20 protein-coding genes are annotated in these 22,296 nt (G+C 66.8%); 17 read left to right on the top strand and 3 right to left on the bottom strand.

Annotated elements, in window-relative coordinates; genetic code table 11:
* Nucleotides 1–140: 140 nt before the first annotated feature.
* Together U1H99_RS20015 and U1H99_RS20020 are read left to right on the top strand one after the other, a co-directional pair.
* A complete protein-coding gene (locus U1H99_RS20015; protein ID WP_323143469.1) occupies nt 141–950 on the top strand; it encodes a 3-hydroxybutyrate dehydrogenase in 810 nt (269 codons plus the stop codon).
* Complete coding sequence (locus U1H99_RS20020; RefSeq protein ID WP_323143470.1) at nt 950–1,327, top strand: hypothetical protein; 378 nt, start codon at nt 950–952, stop codon at nt 1,325–1,327. The genes U1H99_RS20015 and U1H99_RS20020 overlap by 1 nt, the downstream gene beginning before the upstream one ends.
* Before the next feature lie 183 nt (nt 1,328–1,510).
* Here U1H99_RS20020 and U1H99_RS20025 read toward each other — a convergent pair whose 3' ends face one another.
* Together U1H99_RS20025 and U1H99_RS20030 are read right to left on the bottom strand one after the other, a co-directional pair.
* Complete coding sequence (locus U1H99_RS20025) at nt 1,511–2,119, bottom strand: cohesin domain-containing protein (protein WP_323143471.1); 609 nt, start codon at nt 2,117–2,119, stop codon at nt 1,511–1,513.
* A 26-nt stretch (nt 2,120–2,145) separates the two neighbouring features.
* A complete protein-coding gene (locus tag U1H99_RS20030; protein WP_323143472.1) occupies nt 2,146–5,103 on the bottom strand; it encodes a reprolysin-like metallopeptidase in 2,958 nt (985 codons plus the stop codon).
* Between U1H99_RS20030 and U1H99_RS20035 the strand changes: the two genes are divergently transcribed.
* The 4 genes from U1H99_RS20035 to U1H99_RS20050 all read left to right on the top strand — a co-directional run bounded on the left by U1H99_RS20035 (nt 5,093) and on the right by U1H99_RS20050 (nt 9,905).
* Nucleotides 5,093–5,314 (top strand): hypothetical protein, encoded by a 222-nt coding sequence (locus U1H99_RS20035; RefSeq protein WP_323143473.1) that lies wholly within the window; start codon nt 5,093–5,095, stop codon nt 5,312–5,314. The genes U1H99_RS20030 and U1H99_RS20035 overlap by 11 nt on opposite strands.
* A 139-nt stretch (nt 5,315–5,453) precedes the next feature.
* Nucleotides 5,454–6,755: a metal-dependent hydrolase family protein gene (locus U1H99_RS20040; protein ID WP_323143474.1), complete on the top strand. Its 1,302-nt coding sequence runs from the start codon at nt 5,454–5,456 to the stop codon at nt 6,753–6,755.
* A gap of 273 nt (nt 6,756–7,028) precedes the next feature.
* Nucleotides 7,029–8,330, top strand: coding sequence for a dicarboxylate/amino acid:cation symporter (locus U1H99_RS20045; protein WP_323143475.1), 1,302 nt, complete (start codon nt 7,029–7,031; stop codon nt 8,328–8,330).
* Between the two features lie 129 nt (nt 8,331–8,459).
* Nucleotides 8,460–9,905, top strand: a complete 1,446-nt coding sequence (locus U1H99_RS20050) for an NAD-dependent succinate-semialdehyde dehydrogenase (protein ID WP_323143476.1) — start codon at nt 8,460–8,462, stop codon at nt 9,903–9,905.
* A gap of 119 nt (nt 9,906–10,024) precedes the next feature.
* On the opposite strand, the gene U1H99_RS20055 is transcribed toward U1H99_RS20050, so the two are convergent.
* Nucleotides 10,025–10,222 (bottom strand): hypothetical protein, encoded by a 198-nt coding sequence (locus U1H99_RS20055; protein WP_323143477.1) that lies wholly within the window; start codon nt 10,220–10,222, stop codon nt 10,025–10,027.
* Between the two features lie 202 nt (nt 10,223–10,424).
* Between U1H99_RS20055 and U1H99_RS20060 the strand changes: the two genes are divergently transcribed.
* From U1H99_RS20060 to U1H99_RS20110, 11 genes are all read left to right on the top strand, one after another.
* Nucleotides 10,425–11,132: a lysozyme inhibitor LprI family protein gene (locus U1H99_RS20060; RefSeq protein WP_323143478.1), complete on the top strand. Its 708-nt coding sequence runs from the start codon at nt 10,425–10,427 to the stop codon at nt 11,130–11,132.
* A 180-nt stretch (nt 11,133–11,312) separates the two neighbouring features.
* Nucleotides 11,313–12,425 (top strand): sensor histidine kinase, encoded by a 1,113-nt coding sequence (locus U1H99_RS20065; RefSeq protein ID WP_323143479.1) that lies wholly within the window; start codon nt 11,313–11,315, stop codon nt 12,423–12,425.
* The gene (locus U1H99_RS20070; protein ID WP_323143480.1) at nt 12,422–13,066 is read left to right on the top strand and encodes a response regulator; all 645 of its coding nucleotides are present in this window, start codon (nt 12,422–12,424) and stop codon (nt 13,064–13,066) included. Before U1H99_RS20065 ends, U1H99_RS20070 begins: the two co-directional genes overlap by 4 nt.
* A gap of 155 nt (nt 13,067–13,221) precedes the next feature.
* The gene (locus U1H99_RS20075) at nt 13,222–15,138 is read left to right on the top strand and encodes a methyl-accepting chemotaxis protein (protein ID WP_323143481.1); all 1,917 of its coding nucleotides are present in this window, start codon (nt 13,222–13,224) and stop codon (nt 15,136–15,138) included.
* Nucleotides 15,139–15,166: 28 nt separating this feature from the next.
* Nucleotides 15,167–16,693, top strand: a complete 1,527-nt coding sequence (locus tag U1H99_RS20080; protein WP_323143482.1) for a chemotaxis protein CheW — start codon at nt 15,167–15,169, stop codon at nt 16,691–16,693.
* Nucleotides 16,694–16,700: 7 nt separating this feature from the next.
* Entirely contained in the window at nt 16,701–17,804 is a 1,104-nt protein-coding gene (gene cheB / locus U1H99_RS20085) for a chemotaxis-specific protein-glutamate methyltransferase CheB (protein WP_323143483.1), read from the top strand.
* 2 nt (nt 17,805–17,806) lie between these two features.
* Nucleotides 17,807–18,430: a HEAT repeat domain-containing protein gene (locus tag U1H99_RS20090; RefSeq protein ID WP_323143484.1), complete on the top strand. Its 624-nt coding sequence runs from the start codon at nt 17,807–17,809 to the stop codon at nt 18,428–18,430.
* Nucleotides 18,431–19,273: a CheR family methyltransferase gene (locus U1H99_RS20095; RefSeq protein ID WP_323143485.1), complete on the top strand. Its 843-nt coding sequence runs from the start codon at nt 18,431–18,433 to the stop codon at nt 19,271–19,273.
* On the top strand, nt 19,270–19,647 hold the full coding sequence (locus U1H99_RS20100; RefSeq protein WP_323143486.1) for a response regulator: 378 nt from the start codon (nt 19,270–19,272) through the stop codon (nt 19,645–19,647). The genes U1H99_RS20095 and U1H99_RS20100 overlap by 4 nt, the downstream gene beginning before the upstream one ends.
* Nucleotides 19,644–22,034 carry a chemotaxis protein CheA gene (locus U1H99_RS20105; protein WP_323143487.1) on the top strand — a complete coding sequence of 797 codons (2,391 nt, stop codon included), beginning with the start codon at nt 19,644–19,646 and terminating at the stop codon, nt 22,032–22,034. The genes U1H99_RS20100 and U1H99_RS20105 overlap by 4 nt, the downstream gene beginning before the upstream one ends.
* Nucleotides 22,031–22,276: a hypothetical protein gene (locus U1H99_RS20110; RefSeq protein ID WP_323143488.1), complete on the top strand. Its 246-nt coding sequence runs from the start codon at nt 22,031–22,033 to the stop codon at nt 22,274–22,276. The genes U1H99_RS20105 and U1H99_RS20110 overlap by 4 nt, the downstream gene beginning before the upstream one ends.
* The last annotated feature ends 20 nt before the right edge of the window (nt 22,277–22,296 follow it).

Below are 22,296 nucleotides of genomic sequence, written 5' to 3' on the forward strand. Positions count from 1 at the left end.
ATCTGCACGACGCACGGTGCACCTCGCACATTAGTCGGCCGCCAACATTTTAACTGGCGGAGCGATTAGAATTCTACCAAGTCTGGCCAGGATGACCCGACACAGCCCTCCATATGCCCAATTACACGAACGAGGAACCCATGAAATCCAGCTTATCAAGCGCAACCTTACTGAGCGGCAAAACCGCCCTGGTCACCGGCTCCACGTCGGGCATCGGCCTCGGCATGGCACGCGCGCTGGCCGAACAGGGCGCCAACATCGTCTTCAACGGCTTCGGCGACGCCCAGCAGATCGAGAAGCTGTACACCGACATCGGCCAGGAATTCGGCGTGCAGACCGCCTACCACAACGCCGACATGTCGAAGCCAGCCGAGATCGAGGCGATGATGGCCTTTGCCGGCGAAAAGTTCGGCGGCGTCGATGTGCTGGTCAACAATGCCGGCATCCAGCACGTCGCCAACGTCGAGGATTTCCCGCCCGAGAAATGGGATGCGATCATCGCCATCAACCTGTCCTCGGCCTTCCACACCACCCGCCTGGCCCTGCCCCACATGAAGCAGAAGAACTGGGGCCGCATCATCAACCTGGCCTCGGTGCACGGCCTGGTCGGCTCAGCCGCCAAGTCGGCCTACGTGGCGGCCAAGCACGGCCTGGTCGGCTTCACCAAGGTTACCGCGCTGGAAAACGCCCAGACCGGCGTGACCTGCAACGCGATCTGCCCGGGCTGGGTGCTGACGCCGCTGGTGCAAAAACAGGTCGACGACCGCGCGGCGCGCGAAGGCGTGTCGAACGAGCAGGCCAAGAAGGCGCTGCTGATGGAAAAGCAGCCGTCGGGCGAATTCGTCACGCCGGAAGAGCTGGGGGCGCTGGCGGTGTTCTTCTGCTCGCCGGTGGCGGACCAGGTGCGCGGCGTGGCCTGGAACATGGATGGGGGTTGGGCGGCGCAGTGATGAACGACCCTATTCACGTGCCTGGCCTGCGCGAGGCCTGCGAAGAGCTGGCCCACGTGGTGCTGGCTTCCGGCCAGCCGCAGGTGTCGCGCGACATCCTGGAAACGCTGGCGTCCCGGTTCGAGGCGGAAGCCGCGGACTTCGCCGCGCTGGTGGCCGGCAACGGCCGCGACACGGCCCTGCTGACCCGCGCCGTCCACTACCTGATCGATGCGCATGCGCTGCCGCTGATGGGGACGGACATGGAATGGTTCCGGCAGGCGCTGAATTGCCTGGTCGAGCTGGCGGTGCCGGGTATCGCGCTGTCGGCGAAGGGGGCGGCGTTCCTGGAGGATGTGGCGGTGGGGATCGAACAATCGATGCAGGATCTGGAATAGCGGCGTGGTCTGACACGTTCGCGGATGAGCCTCACGCGTCGCAGATGAACATCGTCCCCGCGGAGGCGGGGACCCATACTGAGTTTCCGAAGTCGCATGCCTGAAACAATACAGCGTTTCAGATACCCGAATTCTGTTATTCAGCATGGGTCCCCGCCTGCGCGGGGACGACGAGTTAGTGGTTCAAGCCTGCGCAGCCATGCCACCCACGCGGCGGCGGCGCAGCGCCCCCGCAGCCACCAGGCCCACGCCGATCAGCATCCAGCTGGCCGGTTCCGGCACGTCGCCGGTCGGCGGCGTCACCGGCGCCTGCACCGCCAGCGTGCCGTTCACGGCGGTCACGGCGATGTCGCCGTTGCCGTCAGGGCTGCTGTTCACGAACAGCACGTCCGAGAAATTCAATCCCGAAATGCCGCTGCCGAGCGTCTGGAAGGTGAAGGTGGCCAGCGTGCCGCTGCCGCTGATGCCGGCATCGGGTCCCGTCACCCCGCCGTAGACATACGACAGGAACCCGGCGCTGGCGTCGCCCACGCCGAAGTAGGCGTCGTCCGGTCCGCCCAGGAATGCGCCGGCGCTGTAGCCGGTCAGCTGCAGCAGGCTCGCGTTGAAGCTCAGCGAGAAGTTATAGGCGTACAGGTCGGCGATGTCCGCGATGTTCACGGCGACGCTGACGGTCGAGCCGGGCGTGGCAGGCGCCGGGGTGACCACGGTCGTCAGGGTCGGCACGGCCCAGGCCTGGGCGCAGCCGGCAGCCAGCACGCTCGCTGCAAGGAATTTTTTCCAACTAGTCATCGTTGATTCTCCAGTAAATAAGCGGTTCACTTGCAGGTCGAGCCGGCCGGCAGGCGGGCGTTGACATAGGCCAGGTCGCGTGCATCGACCGCGCCGTCCTTGTTGACGTCGGCGCGGGCGTCATAGCCGGCCTGGCCGGGTTTCTTGCCGACCGATGCCTTGACGATGGCGAGGTCCGAGCAGCCGACCACGCCGTCGCCATCGGCGTCGCCCGGCACCGGCGTCACCACCACCGGCTGCTGGATCGCGAAGTTGGCGTTCGACACGTCGAAGAACACGTTGCCGATGGCTTCGACCTTGATGCGTGCGCTGGAGGTCACGACCGTCGGCAGCGTGACGGTCGCGCTGCCGTTGTTCGGCACGCTTGCCGCCAGCACGGTCGGGAAGGTCAGGCCGCCGTCAGTGGACAGCGAGATCTTGACGTTCTCGGTCGAGACCGGGGCGACGTTGGTGTTGGCCACGCTCCAGGTGATGGTCTGGGTGCTGCCGCCGTCCACCGTCACGTTGCTGTTGAACGAGGTGACGAGGAAGGGACCGGCGGCCGGGGCCAGGGTCAGGGTCGTGGTGGCGCTGTTGACACCGCCGCGGCCGTCGCGCGCCGTCAGCTTGAAGTTCAGCGAGGCCGGGGACGCGTTGACGCCGGCGGCGCCGACGTAGGCAGCGGTCGGCAGGTACTCCGAGAAGCAGTCGATCTGGGCCGCGGTCGGGGTGGCCGACGCTGTCGGGCAGGTGCCGGTTTCAGCGTTGGTGTTGTTGGCCAGGATCTGCGCCATGTCCGGGAACACGCGGGTCGGGTTGCCGTCCACGTGGTTTTCGCCGGGCGAATTGTAGAGCAGGGTGTCGGTGCTGGAGACCACGGCACGGGTGCCGAACTGGCGGAACAGCGGGCCGTTGGTCTTGACGTTACTGACCAGGCCAGTGCCGCTGGTGGTGCCGGTGGCGCCACGGTCGTTCTGTTCCCACATGTAGGTGAGCGCATCGCCGTCGATGTCGGTGGCGCTGCCGGTCAGGGCGAACGGTGTGCGCACCGGGATCGTGTAGCCGGCCGGTACCGTCACTTGCGGCGCCGTGTTGCCAGTAGAGCTGACCGTGCCGCGACGCGTGGTCGGGCCGCCGGCGGCGATCTCGCCGACGTAGCCGGTGGCGCCGCTGGAAGCATTCAGCAGCTGCAGGCTGGGCACGTTGATGCCGGCCAGGGTGCCGCCGTAGGTGATCGTGAACGCCGTATCGGTCAGGGTGGTGATGGTCACCGTGCCGCCGGTTGGCCAGCCGGCGATGCTTTCGATCGCCGCCTTGATGCCGGTGGTGGTGTAGTTGGAGCCGCGCACGATCGGTGCCGACAGATTGCCGTTGTACGACAGCTGGAACTGCTGGCCATTCGTATTGAAGCCGGACAGCACACCCATCTGCACTTCGTTCAGCGTCTGCTCGGCAGCCGAGGTATGCGCGGTAATCTCGTCGAAGCTGCGCTGCGACCAGTACGGGTCACTGTGCGGCTGCAGGTTGTCGGTGCCGCAGATGCCGGCATAGGCCATGATCGACGAGCCGCTGCCCGGCTCCACCGAGGTGCCCGCATTGCGGTTGCTGGTCGAGCAGTTCGACTGGGTGCCGTTGAAGGTATGGTTGCCGGCGAACTGGTGGCCCATCTCGTGCGCCACGTAGTCGACGGCGTAGAAGTCGCCCACCGGAGTCGGAATGCCGGTGCAACCCTGGGCCTTGCTGTTCAGGCCAACCACGCCCAGGCTGGCGATGCCGCCGCCGTTCAGGCCGAGGCCGATGTGGCCGATGTCGAAGTTGCTGGCGCCCGCCAGCAGGCCGGTGACGACGCGGTTGCGCGTCAGCGTACCGCTGCCGCAGGTCGCGGCCTGGGCGGTGGTGTAGCAGGCGTCTCCGCCGCAAGGGCCGTTGGCGCCGGTCATGTCGGCGGCGGTGTTCAGGTTCAGCCTGTCGGTGGCGTCGATCAGCACCAGGCGGATCGAGGTTTCTTCTTCGTAGATCTGGGTGACGCGGTTGATCAGCGTGACCTTCGCCGCGGTCACGTTGGCGGCACCGAAGTAGCTCGCGTACGACGGGTCGGTGACCAGCGCCAGGCGGTAGGTGCGCAGCTGATCGCCGACCGCGCGCGCGCTGACATCGGCATCGACCACCAGGAAGGAGGCTTCGGCGGCGTTGCCGTTGCTGGCGCTGATCGAGTAGGCGCCCGAGCGGACGCCGGCCGGCAGCGTCACGCTGATGTTGCCGCTCTTGTCGGCGATGACACGCAGGGTCTGCAGCGGCACCTCGTCGCCTTCGGCGCGCACGGCCAGTTCGACGCTGGCGCCCGGCTTGAAGCCGGAACCGCTCACCTGCACGCTGTCGCCCTGGTTGTACAGGCTGCGCGACAGGGTCAGTGCCGATTCGTCCAGGCGGCCCTCGACCAGCGGCGCGCGCGGGTTGACCAGGTCGGCGCGGCTGTAGGCGGCGTAGACGCTGGTGTCGTTCTTGTAGTAAGGATCGACGTACCAGCCGCCGTTCGGCGAGCGCACCGAAGCGTGCAGGCCGAGCGGGGTGATGTCCATGCGCAGCGTGGCGTTCGGGTCATCCAGGCCCTTGCCGCGGTAGGTCTTGATCTCCGGGTGCTTGGCGGCCAGGCCTTCTTCCATGATCGGCGATTCTTCCAGCACGAAGCGCTGGAAGCTGCCGTCGGGCGCCGGCAGCGAGATGGTCAGCGCACTGGCGACCGCGCGCGATTGCTCGCGCGGCGCGGACGCCGTCAGCGACTGCATGCCCGGCAGGTCGAGGGTGGTGGCATGGAAGCGTGACAACTGCAGTGCCGGCGCCTTGGCCGACGTCGTGCGTGCTGCGGAAGTTCCGGCCGACAGGCTCTGCCAGAACGGTGCGGCGCGCTGTCCCAGCACTGCTTGCGCCGTCGGTTTCGTCTCTGCCTGCGCAGCCGGTGCCGCGACCGTGAAGGCCAGGGCGACGCAGACTGCGATGGAACTCATGCTGGGAATACGGCGAGTGGCTTGTGGCCGGGTGCGCTGCAGGGTCGAACACTTCGTTTTCATGCGATGCCCTCTCTCTGGACTGATGGTTTCCGGTGTTGTTACGATGCTTTTTTCATTTTTTGATGAAAGGAAAACAATGACGCGCATCAATACTATTGCCGGATTTGTATTAACACAAGGAATTTTGAACGTTGTCGTAAAAACCTGAAAACATTGTCCAAACGATCTTTTTTCTTGCGTGAAACTCAAAGTTGAGTTAGCAAAATTGTCACTAAGAGACAGCATGCCAGGCCCGATGCGCTCGGCTATGATGTCGGCTTTACATTTGATTGAGACAAGAGGAACACATGCGTATTTGGCCTCGACACCTTGCCTTCGCTACCCTGGCGCTGCTGGCCTGCGGCGCGGATGCCCAGCAAGCCGGGCAGGCGGAACCTCAGCGCCCAATCCTGCTCAGCGCCGATAGGGTCTGGACCGGCGACGGCGCCCCGCACGCCGGCTGGAGCGTATTGGTGGCCCAGGGCCGCATCCAGGGCGTCGGCCCCAGCGATTCCCTTGCGGTGCCGGCCGGCGTCGAACGCATCAGCCTGCCGGGCAAGACCCTGATCCCGGGCCTGATCGAACTGCATTCGCACGTCCTGCTGCATCCCTATAACGAGACCACCTGGGACGACCAGGTGATCAAGGAAGCGCCCGCCTACCGCGTCGCCCTGGCCGTGCGCCACGCGGCCGACACCCTGCAGGCCGGTTTCACCACCCTGCGCGACCTCGGCACCGAAGGCGCCGGCTACGACGACGTCGGCATCAAGCGCGCGATCGACGAGGGGCAGGTGCCGGGTCCGCGCCTGCTGGTGGCCACGCGCGCCATCGTCGCCACCGCCAGCTACGGCCCGGCCGAACGCAGCTACCGCCCCGACATGGAGATCCCCTACGGCGCCCAACAGGCGACCGGCGTCGACGAGGGCGTGAAGGCGGTGCGCGAACAGTCGGCCCACGGCGCCGACTGGATCAAGATCTACGCCGACTACCGCACCGGCATCGACGGCAGCACCCGCCCCACCTTCACGCTGGAAGAGATGAAGGCGATGGTGGCGGCGGCCCATGTCACCGGACGCAGGGTGGCGGCCCACGCCAGCAGCGACGACGCGATCCGCCTGGCGGTGCTGGCCGGCGTCGACACCATCGAGCACGGCTACGGCGCCAGCGAGGCGACGTTCAAACTGATGGTCGAGCGCAAGACCGCCTATGTGCCGACCCTGACCGCGCCGGAAGCCATCGGCGAATATTTCCAGAAGCACGTGCGCGGCGGCACCCCGACCCCGGCGATGCAGCAGGCCGCGCGCGCGTTCCAGCTGGCCAGGAAACTGGGTGTCACGATCGGCAACGGCAGCGACGTCGGCGTCTTCACGCACGGCACCAACGAGCGCGAGATGGAGTGGATGGTACGTTTGGGGATGAGCCCGACGGAAGCGCTGCGGGCGGCAACCGTGGTCGCGGCCGGGATCCTGGGCAAGCAGGAACTGGGGGCGCTGAAGAATGGCGCGCTGGCGGACGTAGTGGCGGTGGACGGCGATCCGACCGCGGATATCGCGGCGCTGCGCAAGGTGGGGTTCGTGATGAAGGGTGGGATGGTCTACCGCCGGCCGTAATGGTCCACTGGTAGTGGCCGTTACAGTGTTGTCGTCGGCACGTCGCCCCTGCGCAGGCAGGGGTCCAAGTTCAGCATGCGCTATCGCGATGCGGGCTACTTGGGCCCCTGCCTTCGCAGGGGCGACATTCAATAAGCGCAGGCAGGCTCCACGCCTCTAATATTCACATACCGCACAACAGTTATCAGCGGCAACATTGCGGGTTTCCACAATAGATCACGCAGATATTTTGCGTAATGATGACAGCACTACTATTAACGCATGATGCTCATCATGAAAAAACCTTTCTACAAAGTACTCTACATCCAGGTGCTGTTCGCGATCGTGATCGGCGTGTTGCTCGGCATTTTCGATCCGGGTATCGCCACCGCGATGAAGCCGCTGGGAGACGGCTTCGTCAAGCTGATCAAGATGATCATCGCCCCGGTGATCTTCTGTACCGTGGTTGCCGGTATCGCCGGCATGCAGGACATGAAGAAGATCGGCCGCGTCGGCGGCAAGGCCCTGCTCTACTTCGAAGTCGTGTCGACCTTCGCACTGGCGATCGGCCTGATCGTCGCCAATCTGGTGAAACCGGGCGCCGGCTTCAACGTCAACCCGGCCACCATCGACACCCACTCGATCGCCCAGTACACCGAGAAGACCAAGGCGCTGACCACCACCGACTTCCTGATGAACATCATCCCGGATACCTTCATCGGTGCCTTCGCCAAGGGTGACATCCTGCAGGTGCTGCTGATCGCGATCCTGTTCGGCTTCGCGCTGTCGATGATGGGTGAACGCGGCCGTCCGATCGCCCACGGCATCGAAACGCTGTCGCACGCCATCTTCGGCGTGGTGAACATCATCATGAAAGCGGCCCCGATCGGTGCCTTCGGCGCGATGGCCTTCACCATCGGCAAATACGGCGTCAAGTCGCTGATCCCGCTGGCCTCGCTGGTCGGTTCCTTCTACCTGACCTGCTTCCTGTTCGTCGCCCTGGTGCTAGGTACGATCGCCAAGTTCACCGGCTTCTCGATCTTCCGCTTCCTGGCCTACATCAAGGAAGAACTGCTGATCGTGCTGGGTACCAGCTCGTCGGAAAGCGCCCTGCCGGCCATCATGCGCAAGCTGGAAAAGCTGGGCTGCCCGAAATCGGTGGTGGGCCTGGTGGTCCCGACCGGCTACTCGTTCAACCTGGACGGCACCAACATCTACATGACGATGGCGGCCCTGTTCGTGGCCCAGGCCACCAACACCGAACTGACCCTCACCCAGGAACTGACCATCCTGCTGGTGGCGATGCTGACCTCGAAGGGCGCATCGGGCATCACCGGCGCCGGCTTCATCACGCTGGCAGCGACGCTGGCCGTGGTCCCGACCATCCCGGTGGCCGGCATGACCCTGATCCTGGGCATCGACAAGTTCATGAGCGAATGCCGCGCCCTGACCAACATCATCGGCAACGGTGTCGCGACCATCGTCGTGTCGAAGTGGGAAGGCGAACTGGACAAGGATCGCCTGACCGCAGAACTGAAGAATCCGGGCTCCGCCGACCAGAACCAGGACCTGCGTCCGGTGCGCGAAGCCGCCTGATCACGATTCCTCGTCCCACCCTGACGACGCCGGGCTTGCCCGGCGTTTTTTTTCGTTCTTCGCCGTGTTAAGCAAACAATCCGCAGCGGTGCGATCATATATGCCTCATCCAGAAAAGGAACCACAACGATGACGACTTCCAGCTATCCCGATACCCGCCTCCTGATCGCCAACGAATGGAGCGACGCCAGCGGCGGCAAGACGATCCCGGTGCTGAACCCGGCCACCGGCCAGACCATCGGCACGGTTGCCCATGCCAGCATCGCCGACCTCGACCGCGCGCTGGCCGCGGCGCAGAAAGGTTTCGAAGCCTGGCGCGCCGTCCCGGCAGCCGAACGCGCAGCCATCATGCGCCGCGCCGCCAATCTGCTGCGCGAGCGCGCCGGCGACATCGCCCGCCTGCTGACGCAGGAACAGGGCAAGCCGCTCGCTGAAGCCAAGGGCGAGACCCTGGCCGGCGCCGAAATCATCGACTGGTTCGCGGCCGAGGGCATGCGCGTCTACGGCCGTATCGTACCGTCGCGCAACCCGGCCGCCCAGCAACTGGTGCTGAAGGAACCGGTCGGCCCGGTCGCCGCCTTTACGCCGTGGAACTTCCCGATCAACCAGGTGGTGCGCAAGCTGGGCGCCGCGCTGGCGACCGGCTGTTCGTTCCTGTGCAAGGCACCAGAGGAAACCCCGGCATCGCCGGCGGCGCTGTTCCAGTGCTTCGTCGACGCCGGCGTACCGGCCGGCGTGGTCGGCCTGGTGTTCGGCGACCCGGCCGAGATCTCGGGCTACCTGATCCCGCACCCGGTCATCCGCAAGGTCACCTTCACCGGCTCGACCCCGGTCGGCAAGCAGCTGGCCGCGCTGGCCGGCGCCCACATGAAGCGCGTGACGATGGAACTGGGCGGCCACGCCCCGGTCATCATCGCCGAAGACGCGGACGTGCAGCTGGCGGTCAAGGCTGCCGGCGCCGCCAAGTTCCGCAATGCCGGCCAGGTCTGCATCTCGCCGACCCGTTTCCTGGTCCACAACGGCATCAAGGAAGAATTCACGCGCGCACTGGTCCAGCACGCCGAAGGCCTGAAACTAGGCGACGGCCTTGCTGACGGCACCACGCTGGGTCCGCTGGCCAATGCGCGCCGCATCGCCGCCATGAGCCAAGTGGTCGAAGACGCACGCGCCAAGGGCGCCACCATCGCCACCGGCGGCGAACGCGTCGGCGACGCCGGCAACTTCTTCGCGCCGACCATCATTGCCGATGCGCCGCTGAACGCCAGCATCTTCAATGACGAGCCCTTCGGTCCGGTGGCCGGCATCCGTGGCTTCGACAGCCTGGAAGACGCGATCAACGAAGCCAACCGCCTGCCCTACGGCCTGGCCGGCTATGCCTTCACGCGCTCGATCAAGAATGCCCAGCTGCTGATGAACCGTGTCGAAGTCGGCATGCTGTGGATTAACCAGCCGGCCACCCCGAGCGCCGAGCTGCCGTTCGGCGGCATCAAGGATTCGGGCTACGGTTCGGAAGGCGGTCCGGAGGCACTGGAGTCGTACCTGAACACCAAGGCGGTGTCGATGGTCGGCGTGTAAGCCGGGAGCGCTCCCGCTGCAAGACGTGAAAAGGTGGCCGTGCAGCATGCACGGCCACCTTTTTATTTAGTGGCGGACAGGCAGCCGTCGGCGACACATCCGACACGGCGATGGCTTCGCTACAGCGCGTTGCTCTGGCCGGGCATGGCATCGCTGCCGGTGTCGGGTCCGCCGGGCCCGCGCACGGTGCCGCCGCCGCCGGCGCTGTCACGGGTGTCGGTGCCGGTTTTCGAGCCGGGCGGGACCTGGGCGCGGTCCTGCTTGCCGGTCGGGGCGTCGAGCTTGTCGTCGGATGGGTCGGTCTGATTGTCAGCCATGATGTGTTCCTTCAAATGCGTGATCGATGTGATAGCAGTCTAGCCATTGAGATCCCGACGCCCATAGGCGCACTAGCCAGTCCGATGTAGGACATGTCGCAGGGCGCTTGCCGAAGTAGCATGCCGCGGCACTGCAGGGCCAGGCGGCTGCACCCTGTGCAAAACCCTGGGCCTTCCCTGTCATTTATCATGGAATTCCAGCATGATCCTGAGCATCTACAACTGTGCCGGCCATGCTGCCCGAATCACGATGAAAACCTTGATCATCATTGTCCTGGGCTTCCTTTGCAGCGCCTCCGGCCTCGCCGCCAGCTTCGACTGCAGCCATGCCGCCACGCCGGTCGAACAGCGCATCTGCACGGACCGCCAGTTATCCGCACTGGATGAGGCATTGGCGGCGGATTATCAACAAGCCCTTGCCGCCGTGGCCGGCACCGACAGGAAAAAATTGATAGCGGAGCAACGGGCATGGATCACCTCGTCCCGCAGCCTGTGCGACGACGTTCTCTGCCTGCGCCACGCCTATGCCACCAGGATCGCGCTGATGCGCGAATGCGGGCACGGCTACTGTAACGACAAGAGCGAAGACTACGTCGTCGACGGAGAAACGTACTTTCTCATGACCATGAGGAATGCCAACGAACGCAATCCTTCGTTCAATGCCAGCCTGTCGCGCAGACAGCTTCCGCTCGTGGCGGCCTGCGAGAGCCTGGTGGATATTGCGGTCGGCACCGCGCATGGCAATCACAGCTTTGGCGGCCTGTGCAAACTCAAAAGCGAAAAGGAGACCGGTTTTTTCATGGTCTGCAACGACGAGATGATCGGGCACTTTCAGCTGGCCAAGGCGTCGGGCAGCGTTACGCGCAACGAACTGGCCGATTTCACGATCAAGCACTGTTTTGGCGGCTGATCGTACCGACTGAAGCGGCAACCACCCGGCCCAATCCGACCAGCGGTGCTGGTGCCTCCTGCCGCCTTCTCCCAGGGACCTTGCAGTCGTGCAGACACAACGGACGATCTTTGTTACACTAAAATCATAACTATTCACGTTTGTACTGACATGGACAGCAGCCGTTCCACACACCGCTGCATGGAATATCTCTTCGCGTTCCTGGAATCGAGTAACGCCCCCGTTGTCATCACCGATGCGCTGCAGCCCGGCTATCCGATCGTGTTCGTCAACGCGGCGTTCGAGCGCATCACCGGCTATGGGCGGGCCGAAGTCGCCGGCAGGAACTGCCGCTTCCTGCAGGGGAGCGACCGCGACCAGTCCGACCGGGCGCACCTGGCAGAGGCCCTGGCGCACGGTCTAGCGGTCGAATGCACGCTTCGGAACTACCGCAAGAACGGCGAGATGTTCTGGAACAAATTGTATATCTTCCCGATGAAGGATGACGACGGCAAGGTCACGCATTTCGCCGGGTTCCAGCACGACATGACGCGGGAAAAACAGCTGGTCGGCGAACTGGAAGATGCCAGCATGGAGCGCGAACGCTTGATCGACCGGATCAGCCGCAAGCGAGCCCACACGGCACGCCTGTCGCGCGACCTGATCAACGCCCAGGAAGCCGAACGCAAGGCGCTGGCACGCGAACTCCATGACGAACTCGGCCAGCGCCTGTCCGCCCTCAACCTGCTGCTGCACCGGGCACTGCCCTACTTCGACGACGACGGCGGAAAAGCGATCTGGGGCCAGGCCGAGCGTGAACTCGGTTCGCTGGTCGGCCTTGTGCGCGACATGTCGGTGTCACTGCGCCCGCCCGGCCTCGATTATTTTGGACTGGAACCGACCATCGGCCACTTGCTGTCGCGTCAATTCGAAGGCGGTCCCAGCTATGTCTTCGAGTACGCCGGCCTGCCGCCGCGCCTTGATGCGGCCATCGAGATCGGCGTATTCCGGCTGGTGCAGGAAAGCGTCACGAACATCCTGCGCTACGCAAAGGCGCGCCACGTCGTGGTCGAGGTGAACGGCGGCGCCAAGGGTGACGAGATCGAGGTCATCGTGCGCGACGACGGCGTCGGCTTCGATGCCACGCACTGGCGCGAGCACGGGGCGCGCAGCGGCCGCTCGGGCCTTGCCGGAATGAGCGAGCGCGTCCAGCTGCTGGGCGGCAGCCTGCGCGTCGACAGCGCCGTCGGCCAGGGCACCCGGATCACCGCCACCCTGCCCCTTTTGTCCCTTGCGCCTGCGGAGCAAAAGTGAACGTCGTTCTCGTCGATGACCACGCCCTGGTGCGTGCGGGCATCTCCAACCTGATCAACCAGATCGACAGCTTCGTCGTCGTCGGCGAAGCCAGTAGCCGGATGGATGCGATGGAACTGGTGCGCCAGCTCCGTCCGCATATCGTGGTGGCCGACATCACGCTCGGCGAAGAAAGCGGACTCGATCTGCTGGAACCGATCCGCCAGGCCAGTCCCACGACCCGCGTGATCATCCTCAGCATGCATGCCTCGGAAGAGCTGGTCGCCGAGGCCTTGCGCCGGGGCGCGGCTTCCTATCTGCTGAAGGAATCGGCGCCCAGCGAACTCGAAATCGCTTTGCAGGCCGTCGGACGCGGCGACAGCTACCTGAGTCCCTCGGTGTCGAAAAAGATGATCGAACGCTTCGTGCGTCCGCCAACTGTTGCGCCGAAAGCACTCGACATGCTGACAGCACGGCAACAACAGATCCTGACGATGATCGCCAGCCGGAAGTCGACTAAGGAAATTGCCTACGAGCTAGATTTGAGCGAAAAGACCATCGCCGCCCACCGCGCACAGATCATGGAGCGCACCGGTGTGCGGGATCTGGTCGGCCTGGTGCTGTTTGCCGTCAAGCACGGACTCGTCAAAAAACCCGAGTAACCACGTTTATTGTAGGAAATATCCTATGTTGCTCTAAGGAATTTACCGTTTCTAGTAGGATCAATCCTACTTACCTATCTTATGCCTCTTGCATACACTGCGTCGCATCCCGTCAATACGCGGGACCGTGATCAACCCGTGTCCAGGAGGCGCAGATGGCGCTCGTCAAGAAAATCCACAGTACCCAGTACGACAGCGATGTCGCCGCCAAACCGTCGCATTCGGCGGCCCGTCTCGCCGAAGTGCAGCGCAAGAAGGCGCGCACCCTGGCCAAGCAGCAGCAGGCCGCCGAGCGTATCGCCGCCGCCTCCGCCCAGCTGGCCGCCGGCATCAACGAGGCGTCCTCGGCCGCCGAGGAGCTGAAGCGCGCTTCCGACCAGATCGCCGCCGGCGCCCAGCAGGCCTCGTCGGCTTCGCAGGAATCGCTGGCCGCCTTCCAGCAGGTCGAAGTCGCGATCGGGCGCCAGCTCGAGAACGCCGACGCCAGCCAGGTGCGGATGGAAGCCACCCAGAGCCTGGTGGCGCGCACCGGCGGCGACATCGCCGTGCTGGTCAGCAATGTCGGCGTCGCCGCCGAGCGCCAGGCGGCATCGGTGACCATGGTCGCCGAACTGGAAAAGCAGGCCGCCAACATCGGCGACATCGTCAAGGCAGTGGCCCGCATCGCCGACCAGACCAACCTGCTGGCCCTGAACGCCGCGATCGAAGCGGCGCGTGCCGGCCAGCACGGCAAGGGCTTTGCGGTCGTGGCCGACGAAGTGCGCACCCTGGCCGAGACTTCGGAAAAGAGCGCCAAGCAGATCCAGGACCTGGTGGCCCAGATCCAGGGCGAAGTGAAGGTCGTGGCCGAAGGCATCGGCGCCTCGGCGCGCACCGTGCTCGGCGAAGTCGAGAACGGCAAGGCGATCGGCGAGCAGTTGGGCCGCATCCGCCTGGACGCCGCCGAGATCGTGGCCGGGGTGCGCGAAATCGCCGTCGGCGCCCAGCAGTCCGCCGCCGCCGCCCAGCAAGCGCTCAAGGGTTCGCAGGAAATCGCCGCCGCCGCCGAAGAGCAGTCGGCCGCCGCCGAGGAATCGGCCAAGACCGTGGCCGAACAGAGCCAGGCGCTGGGCGAATGCGAATCGACCTCGCAAACCCTGTCGGAACTGGCCGAAGACCTGAAGAACTCGACCGACGTCGCCAAGAGCGCCGAGGAAGTCGCTTCCAGCGCCGAAGAGCTGTCGTCGGCGGTGCAGGAAATCAGCCGCGCCGGCACCCAGATCATGGCCGCCATCGAGCAGATCCGCAAGGGCGCCCAAGTGCAGTCGGTCGCCACCGAGCAATCGAGCGCCGCCATCACCCAGATCGAAAAGGGCCTGCAGCTGGCCCAGGGCCGCGCCACCGCCAGCGGCGAAAAGGCCGGCGCGATCCGTGCCCTGCTCGGCCGTAACAAGGATGCCGTGGACAGCCTGATCACCGGCATTTCGACCTCGGTCGACGCCTCGCGCGCCTCGCTGCGCCAGATCAAGGAACTGGCGCTGGTCTCGCGCCGCATCGACAAGATCGTCGACGCCATCACCACCGTCTCGATCCAGACCAACATGCTGGCCGTGAACGGTTCGATCGAAGCGGCGCGCGCCGGCGAGTTCGGCAAGGGCTTCGTGGTGGTCGCCACCGACATCCGCAACCTGGCCCACGACTCGGCCGAGAATGCCGACAGCATCAAGGACCTGGTCAAGGCCGTGCAGGACCAGATCGGCGTGGTCAGCCGCGACCTCGACGAGATCGCCGCCACCGCCCTGGCCGAAGCCGAAAAGGCCAAGTCGATCACGGCCGCCCTGGTCACCATCGAAGGCGACATCAACGCCGTCGAAACCGGCACCAGCGAGATCCTGGCGGCCGCCAACGACATCTCGGCCGCCATCGTGCAGGTCAAGACCGCGACCGACCAGATCTCGGCCGCCGCCCAGGAAGCCGACAAGGCCGCCAGCGAAGCCGCCGCCGCGGCGCGCCAGCAGTCCCAGGGCGCCGAGGAGCTGTCCAGCGCGGTCGAGGAAATCGCCTCGCTGGCCGACGAGCTGCAGAGTGCCTGATTGCGCAGCCCGCATTGAGAGAGCAACTATGAGAGACGAGATCAATCCGGCACAGCAGGCCGCCGATTCCGAAGTGCGCCAGTTCGTGACCTTCGTCGCCGGCAACCAGGTGTTCGCGGTCGACATGGCGCCGGTCCAGGAAATCATCCGCGTGCCCGACGTGGTGCGGGTGCCGCTGGCGCCGCCGACGCTGGACGGCCTGGCCAACCTGCGCGGCAAGGTGCTGCCGATCATCAGCCTGCGCCGCATCTTCGGCTATCCGGAGCGCCCCGCCGACGACGCCTCGCGCGCGGTCGTGATCGACCTTGGCCAGCCGCTCGGCTTCGTAGTCGACCGCGTGGCCAGCGTGGTCGGCGTCGACGTGCGCCAGATCGAGGATGCGGCCGGCGTATCGACCACCGTGCGCAGCGAGCTGCTGCGCGGCCTGCTAAAGGACGTGGGCGGCCACGCGATGATCATGGTGCTCGATTTCGAGCGCCTGATCGCCGCCGAATTCGCCCAGGCCGCACGCGCCGTGCGCAGCGCCGCCGTGGCCGGCCTGAACGCCGGCGCGGCAGCCTCTGCCGACGACGCTGCCGCCGCCGACGAACTGCAGCTGGTCAGCTTCGAAGTGGCCGGCCAGGAATATGCGGTGGCGATCGAGAACGTGCAGGAAATCGTGCAGATGCCCGACGAGATCGTCGAGGTGCCGCATGCCGAAGGCCACGTGCTGGGCGTGATGACCCTGCGCCAGCGCCTGCTGCCGCTGGTGTCGCTGCGCCGCATGTTCGCGCTGCCGGAGCGTGCGGCCGACGAGCAGAGCCGCATCGTGGTGGTCGCGATCGGCGGTGCCGCGGTCGGGGTGGTGATGGACAGCGTCAACGAAGTCCTGCGCGTGCCGCTGTCCGGGGCCGAGCCGGTGCCGCCGCTGCTGGCGCGCGAACCCGGCATGGCCGACATCGCCCGCATCTGCCGCCTCGACGGCGGCAAGCGCCTGGTGTCGATCATCGATGCCGCCAGCATGTTCCGCCAGGAGGCCATCCGCGAAGTATTGGAGAACCAACACATGCGAACCCAGATGGAAGAGGATGCCGGCAATGGCCGCACCGGCAGCGACGACGAGGAACAGCTGGTCGTGTTCCGCCTCGGCCAGGAAGAATTCGGCGTGCCGATCGACAGCGTGCAGGAGATCGTGCGCGTCCCGGAACAGCTGACCCAGGTGCCGCGTGCGCCCGCCTTCGTCGAAGGCGTGATCAACCTGCGCGGCGCGGTGCTGCCGGTGGTCGACCTGCGGCGCCGCCTCGGCCTGCCCCATGCCGAGCGCAGCGACCGCCAGCGCATCATGGTGTTCGTGATCGACGGCGTGCGCACCGGCTTCATCGTCGACTCGGTGGCCGAGGTGCTGAAGGTGGAGCGGCGCGCGATCGAGCCGGCGCCCTGCCTGTCCGCCGAGCAGTCGCGCCTGCTGGCGCGCATGGCCAACCTGGAAAAGCAGAAGCGCATGATCCAGCTACTCGACCCGCGCCACCTGATCGCCGAGGGCGACCTGGCGCAACTGGCCGGCATCGAGGTGTGAGGCCGGCATGAAACTGCTGATCGTCGACGATTCGGCGCTGATGCGGCGCCAGCTCGGGTCCCTGTTCGAGGAGGCCGGCGGCTTCGAGATCGCCTACGCGCGCAACGGGCGCGAGGCGGTGGCCGCCAACCTGGCGTTCGCGCCGGACGTGGTCACCCTCGACATCAACATGCCGGACATGGATGGGCTCACCGCCCTGTCGCAGATGATGGTCGAGCGGCCGGTGCCGGTGGTGATGCTGTCGTCGCTGACGGTGAAAGGCGCGCTGGCGACCTTCGAAGCCCTGAACCTGGGCGCGGTCGACTACGTGCTGAAACCGGGCGGCACCATTTCGCTCGGCCTCGACGCGATCGCGCTCCAGTTGCTGGACAAGGTGCGCGGCGCGGCGCGGGCGCGCCCGCAGCGCTGCCTGCCGCCGGTGCGCAGCGCCGCGCCGGCGCCGCGTGCCAAGGCGGCGGCGCCGGCAGCCGCCGCGTCCAGCGCGCCCGCGCGTAGTCCCGTCCCGCGGGCGGCAGCCGCCGGGATCGTGGTGGTCGGGGTCTCGACCGGCGGTCCGCGCACGCTGGAACGCATCTTGCCCGCGCTGCCAGCCGACTTCCCGTGGCCGGTGGTGGTGGCGCAGCACATGCCGGCGAATTTCACGGCGCCGTTCGCCCAGCGCATGGATGGCCTGTGCCAGCTGCGCGTGGTGGAGGCGGCGCGCCCGACGGCGCTGGAAGCCGGCACCGTCTATATCTGCAAGGGCGGCGCCGACACCGCCGTCGTCATGCGCGCCGGCCAGCCGTCGCTGCTGCCGCGCCCGGAAAACCCGGCCCACCTGTGGCATCCCTCGGTCGAAATGCTGGGACGCAGCGCGCTCGAGCATTACGCCCCCGAAGCCATCGTCGGGGTGATGTTGACCGGCATGGGCCACGACGGCGCCGACGCCTTTGCCGAGATCGCGCGCCGCGGCGGCCGCACCATCGCCGAGAGCGAGGAGTCGTCGGTGGTGTTCGGCATGCCTGCCGAGCTGATCCGCCGCGGCGGTGCGCGCAAGGTGCTGCCGTGTGAACAGATCGCCGCGGCGCTTGCCGACTGGGTGATGCTACCCGCGGCCACAACGAGGAAATAAACATGCCTTTGATCAAACACATCGCCACCGCCGGCGCGCCGCCGGCACCGGTTCCGGTACCTGACCGGCAATGCGACACCGCCCTGCTGGACGCGCCCGATGCAGCCGTGCGCCGCGCCGCCGCCCATGCGCTGGGCGGCTGTCCGGACGCCGTGCCCGCCCTGCTACGCGCGCTGGAACAGGAAGTCGAGCAGCCGGTGCGCAGCGCGGTGCTGGCGGCGCTCGGCCGCACCGGCAGCGAAGAGGCGGCAGCCGGCCTGGCGGCCTGCCTGCGCAGCGAGGACGCCTGGCTGCGCAACGCCGCCATCGAGGTGCTGCGCAGCCTGCCGGCGCAGGTCGCGACCGTCATCGCCCACCTGCTGGTGGACTGGGACCGCGACGTGCGCATCCTGGCGGTCGGCATCCTCGACACCCTGCGTCACGATTGCGTGGAAGAGTGGCTGCTGCAGCTGATCGAGGCCGATCCCGACGTCAACGTGTGCGGCGCCGCGCTCGCCGTGCTGGCCGAAGTCGCGACCGGCACGGCGCGCGTCCCGGTCGAGCGCCTGCTGGAACGCTTCCGCGGCGAACCCTACATCGCATTCGCCGGCGAGCTGGTGCTCGGCCGCCTGGCACGGAGCGCCTGAATGACGGAAACGGCCATCAGCGACGACGACTTCCAGCGCTTCCGCGAGTATTTCTATCGCCGCAGCGGGATCCAGTTCGAGCCATCGAAGCGCTACTTCGTCGACAAGCGCCTGGTCGAGCGCATCCGCGCCACCGGGAGCACGGGCTTTCGCGACTACTTCGCGATGCTGCGCTTCCAGGCCTCGGGCGCCGAGTGGCAGGCGCTGGTCAATGAAATGACGGTCAACGAGACCTATTTCATGCGCGAGGACTACCAGTTCGAGTGCCTGGTGCAGAGCATCCTGCCCGAACTGGCGGCGCGCAAGCGGCGCGGCGAGCCGCTGCGGATCTGGGTCATGCCCTCGTCCTCGGGCGAGGAGGCGTACACCATCGCGATCTACCTGCTGGAACGCTGGCCGCAGCTGGCCGACTTCGACGTCGAGATCGTGTCCTCGGACATCGACACCCGCATCCTGGCCCAGGCCCAGGCCGGCCTGTACTCGCAGCGCGCGGTGCAGCAGATGCCGGCGGCCTGGCTGCAGAAGTACTTCAAGCGCGAGGATGGCGGCTGGCGCATCAGCCAGATGCTGCGCGATGCGGTGGCGTTCACCCGCGTGAACCTGAACGATCCGCGCGAAGTGGAAGCCTACCGCGGCTTCGACGTGGTGTTCTGCCGCAACCTGCTGATTTATTTCGACGACGCCTCGCGCCGCCAGGCGGCCGAGTCGTTCTTTGACGTGCTGCGCCCGGGCGGCTTCATCTGCCTGGGCCATTCCGAATCGATGAGCCGTATTTCTTCGCTGTTCAGGGTCCGCAAGTTCCCGCAGGCGATCGTGTACCAAAAGCCGCTGGAGGGGCTATGAACGCTGCCAAACATATCCTGGTCGTGGACGATGCGGCCACCGTGCGCATGTACCACCGCACCATCCTCGAGGAAGCCGGCTACGCGGTGACCGAGGCCGCCAACGGCGTCGAAGCGCTGGAAAAGGCCGCCGGCGCGGCGTTCGACCTGTACCTGGTAGACGTCAACATGCCGCACATGGACGGCTACGGTTTCCTGCGCGCGCTGCGCGGCCAGGACGGGCCGCAGGTGCCGGCCATCATGGCCAGCACCGAAGCCGCCGACAGCGACTGCCGCCGCGCCTTCGAGGCCGGCGCCAACCATTACCTCGTGAAGCCAACCCGCCCGCAGCAGCTGGCGCGCATCGTCGGCCTGCTGCTGGGAGAACGCGCATGAACGCCGCATCGAATCCGCTGCTGCAGCAATTCCTTGAGGAGTCGCGCGACGCGCTGGAAGGCATCGCCGGCAGCCTGATGGCGCTCGAGCGCAACCCCGGCGACAGCGCCCTGCTCGACGACCTGTTCCGGGTGGTGCACACGCTGAAGGGCAATTGCGGCCTGTTCGACTTTCCCGACATGTTCCGCGTGATCCACGCCGCCGAGGACCTGCTGAGCGCGGTCCGCGACGGCCGCCTGGTGTACGACCACGACATGGCCGACGCCGTCCTCGACGCCATGGACTTCGTGTCCCTGCAGCTCGACGAGATCGGCACCGGCGCCACCCCCGACGCGGCCCACGGCCCGGCGGCGGTGGCGCTGGCCGAGCGCCTGTGCGCCCTGTCCGGCGATGCCGAGGCGTCCGACACGGCCGACGGCGCAGCGGACACGGCAACGCCCAGCGCCGCCCGCATGGCGCGCATTGAAGCGGCGCTGGCCCTGGCCCCGGCCGAGCTGCGTGCCGGCTGGAGCGAGGCGCTGGCGGCGGGCGAGGCGCTGCTCTGGGTCGAGTACACGCCCGAGGCCGAGTGCTTCTTCAAGGGTGAGGATCCGCTGTACCAGGCGATCCAGCTGCCCGGCGTGCTGTGGCAGCGCGTGGTGCCGGCCGAAGCCTGGCCGGCGCTGCCGGAACTCGATCCCTACCGCTGCAACCTGGTGTTCCAGGCGGTGAGCGGCGCCGCCCGCGCCGAGGTCGAGGAGCATTTCCGCTACGTGCCGGACCAGGTCTGGATCGATGTCCTGCCGGCCGCCGCCGCCGCGGCGCCGCAGGAAGACGAGCGCCTGGCCGACGCGCTGGCGATCGTCCAGGCCCAGGGCCAGGCGCTGTGGAGCACCGGCGACACGCCCTGGGTGCCGGGACGCCTGCTGGCGGCGGTGGCGGCGATCCGCGGCTGCATGACGGCGGTCGGACGCGGCGCCCTGCTGGCGGAACTCGACGGCTGCGTGGCCGACGCGCTGGCGCGCCGCACGGTGGCGCCGGTGCTGGCCTGGATCGAGCGCCATGCGCAGAACGCTGCGCACGACGAGGTGCAGGCGGCGGCGCCTGCCGCGCTGCCGCAAGCTGTGCGCGCCGGCGATGCCGCGGCCGCCGACAGCGCCGCACTTGCCGCCGCTGTTGCCGACGCTGCGCCGGACCCGAAATTCGGCCGCCGCGCCGAAGACCAGGGCGCCGGCCGCATCCTCAAGGTCGAGCAGTCCAAGGTCGACCGCCTGATGAACCTGATCGGCGAAATGGTGGTGGCGCGCAACGGCCTGCCCTACCTGGCCGCGCGCGCCGAAGACCATTACGGCGTGCGCGAACTGGCGCGCGAGATCAAGACCCAGCATGGCGTGATCAACCGCATCGTCGAGGAAATGCAGGACGCCATCATGCAGGTGCGCATGACGCCAGTCTCCTTCGTGTTCCAGCGCTTCCCGCGCCTGGTGCGCGACATCGCGCGCCGGCTCGGCAAGGAAGTCGAGCTGGTGCTGGAAGGCGAAGCCACCGAGGCCGACAAGAACGTGATCGAGGCCCTGGCCGACCCGCTGGTGCACATCGTGCGCAACGCGCTCGACCACGGCCTGGAAACGCCGGCGGCGCGCGCGCAAGCCGCCAAGCCGGCCTGCGGCCGCCTGCTGATCGGGGCGCGCCAGGAAGCTGACCGCGTGATCATCGAGGTCAGCGACGACGGCCGCGGCATCGATCCCGCCGCGATCCGCAGAAAAGCCTACGGCAAGGGCCTGATCGACGAGGGGGCGCTCGAAGGCCTGAGCGACCAGGATTCAGTGAACCTGGTGTTCCTGCCGGGCTTCTCGACCGCCGAGCAGGTGTCCGACCTGTCCGGCCGCGGGGTCGGCATGGATGCCGTGCGCAGCGCGGTCGACCGTTTGGGCGGCAACGTCAGCCTGTCCAGCACGGCCGGCCAGGGCACGCGCATGCAACTGTCGCTGCCGCTGTCGATGGCCGTCACCAACGTGATGGTGGTCGAATCCGGCGGCGTGCAGTACGGCGTGCCGATGGACATGGTGGTCGAGACCGTGCGCGTCCCGGCGGCCTCGGTGCACGCCATCAAGCAGCATCGCACGGCGGTGCTGCGCGGACGCATCGTACCGCTGCGCTCGCTGAACGAGCTGCTGGCGCTCGACCGCCCGCAGCGCCACAACGAACACGACGAAATGGCCACGCTGGTGCTGCGCGTGCACGGCCAGGAAGTCGGCCTGGTGATCGACGACTTCCGCGAGGTGGTCGAGGTGATCCTGAAACCGATGTCCGGCATCCTCGGCGGCCTGGACGCGTATGCCGGTTCGGCCCTGCTGGGCGACGGCTCGGTGCTGATGGTCATCAACCCGAAGGAGCTGCTGCAATGATCGAGGTGAACGATGGCGTGCTGACGTGCAGCGGCACGCTCACGGTGGAAGACGCCGAGGTGCTGCAGGCGCAGCTGGCGCAACTGGAAGATGGCGCCAGCCGGCGCGCCGACCTGGCCGGATGCGAGCACGTGCACGCCGCCTGCCTGCAGGTGCTGATGGCGGCCGGCGTACGCGTCACCGCCTGGCCGGCCGGCAATGCGCTGGCCGCCTGGCTCGGCACCGCGCTGGCAGCGGCTTGAGCGCAACAAGAACGACTACA

Source organism: Massilia phyllosphaerae, assembly GCF_034659755.1.
Classification (GTDB): Bacteria; Pseudomonadota; Gammaproteobacteria; order Burkholderiales; family Burkholderiaceae_D; genus Telluria; species Telluria phyllosphaerae.

Coding starts and splice junctions, on each gene's coding strand:
- U1H99_RS20020 (WP_323143470.1), top strand. CDS start 950: ATGAACGACCCTATTCACGTGCCTGGCCTGCGCGAGGCCTGCGAAGAG.
- U1H99_RS20080 (WP_323143482.1), top strand. CDS start 15,167: ATGAGAGACGAGATCAATCCGGCACAGCAGGCCGCCGATTCCGAAGTG.
- U1H99_RS20035 (WP_323143473.1), top strand. CDS start 5,093: ATGGAACTCATGCTGGGAATACGGCGAGTGGCTTGTGGCCGGGTGCGC.
- U1H99_RS20060 (WP_323143478.1), top strand. CDS start 10,425: ATGATCCTGAGCATCTACAACTGTGCCGGCCATGCTGCCCGAATCACG.
- U1H99_RS20050 (WP_323143476.1), top strand. CDS start 8,460: ATGACGACTTCCAGCTATCCCGATACCCGCCTCCTGATCGCCAACGAA.
- U1H99_RS20015 (WP_323143469.1), top strand. CDS start 141: ATGAAATCCAGCTTATCAAGCGCAACCTTACTGAGCGGCAAAACCGCC.
- U1H99_RS20105 (WP_323143487.1), top strand. CDS start 19,644: ATGAACGCCGCATCGAATCCGCTGCTGCAGCAATTCCTTGAGGAGTCG.
- U1H99_RS20100 (WP_323143486.1), top strand. CDS start 19,270: ATGAACGCTGCCAAACATATCCTGGTCGTGGACGATGCGGCCACCGTG.
- U1H99_RS20095 (WP_323143485.1), top strand. CDS start 18,431: ATGACGGAAACGGCCATCAGCGACGACGACTTCCAGCGCTTCCGCGAG.
- cheB (WP_323143483.1), top strand. CDS start 16,701: ATGAAACTGCTGATCGTCGACGATTCGGCGCTGATGCGGCGCCAGCTC.
- U1H99_RS20110 (WP_323143488.1), top strand. CDS start 22,031: ATGATCGAGGTGAACGATGGCGTGCTGACGTGCAGCGGCACGCTCACG.
- U1H99_RS20090 (WP_323143484.1), top strand. CDS start 17,807: ATGCCTTTGATCAAACACATCGCCACCGCCGGCGCGCCGCCGGCACCG.
- U1H99_RS20030 (WP_323143472.1), bottom strand. CDS start 5,103: ATGAGTTCCATCGCAGTCTGCGTCGCCCTGGCCTTCACGGTCGCGGCA.
- U1H99_RS20045 (WP_323143475.1), top strand. CDS start 7,029: ATGAAAAAACCTTTCTACAAAGTACTCTACATCCAGGTGCTGTTCGCG.
- U1H99_RS20075 (WP_323143481.1), top strand. CDS start 13,222: ATGGCGCTCGTCAAGAAAATCCACAGTACCCAGTACGACAGCGATGTC.
- U1H99_RS20065 (WP_323143479.1), top strand. CDS start 11,313: ATGGAATATCTCTTCGCGTTCCTGGAATCGAGTAACGCCCCCGTTGTC.
- U1H99_RS20040 (WP_323143474.1), top strand. CDS start 5,454: ATGCGTATTTGGCCTCGACACCTTGCCTTCGCTACCCTGGCGCTGCTG.
- U1H99_RS20055 (WP_323143477.1), bottom strand. CDS start 10,222: ATGGCTGACAATCAGACCGACCCATCCGACGACAAGCTCGACGCCCCG.
- U1H99_RS20025 (WP_323143471.1), bottom strand. CDS start 2,119: ATGACTAGTTGGAAAAAATTCCTTGCAGCGAGCGTGCTGGCTGCCGGC.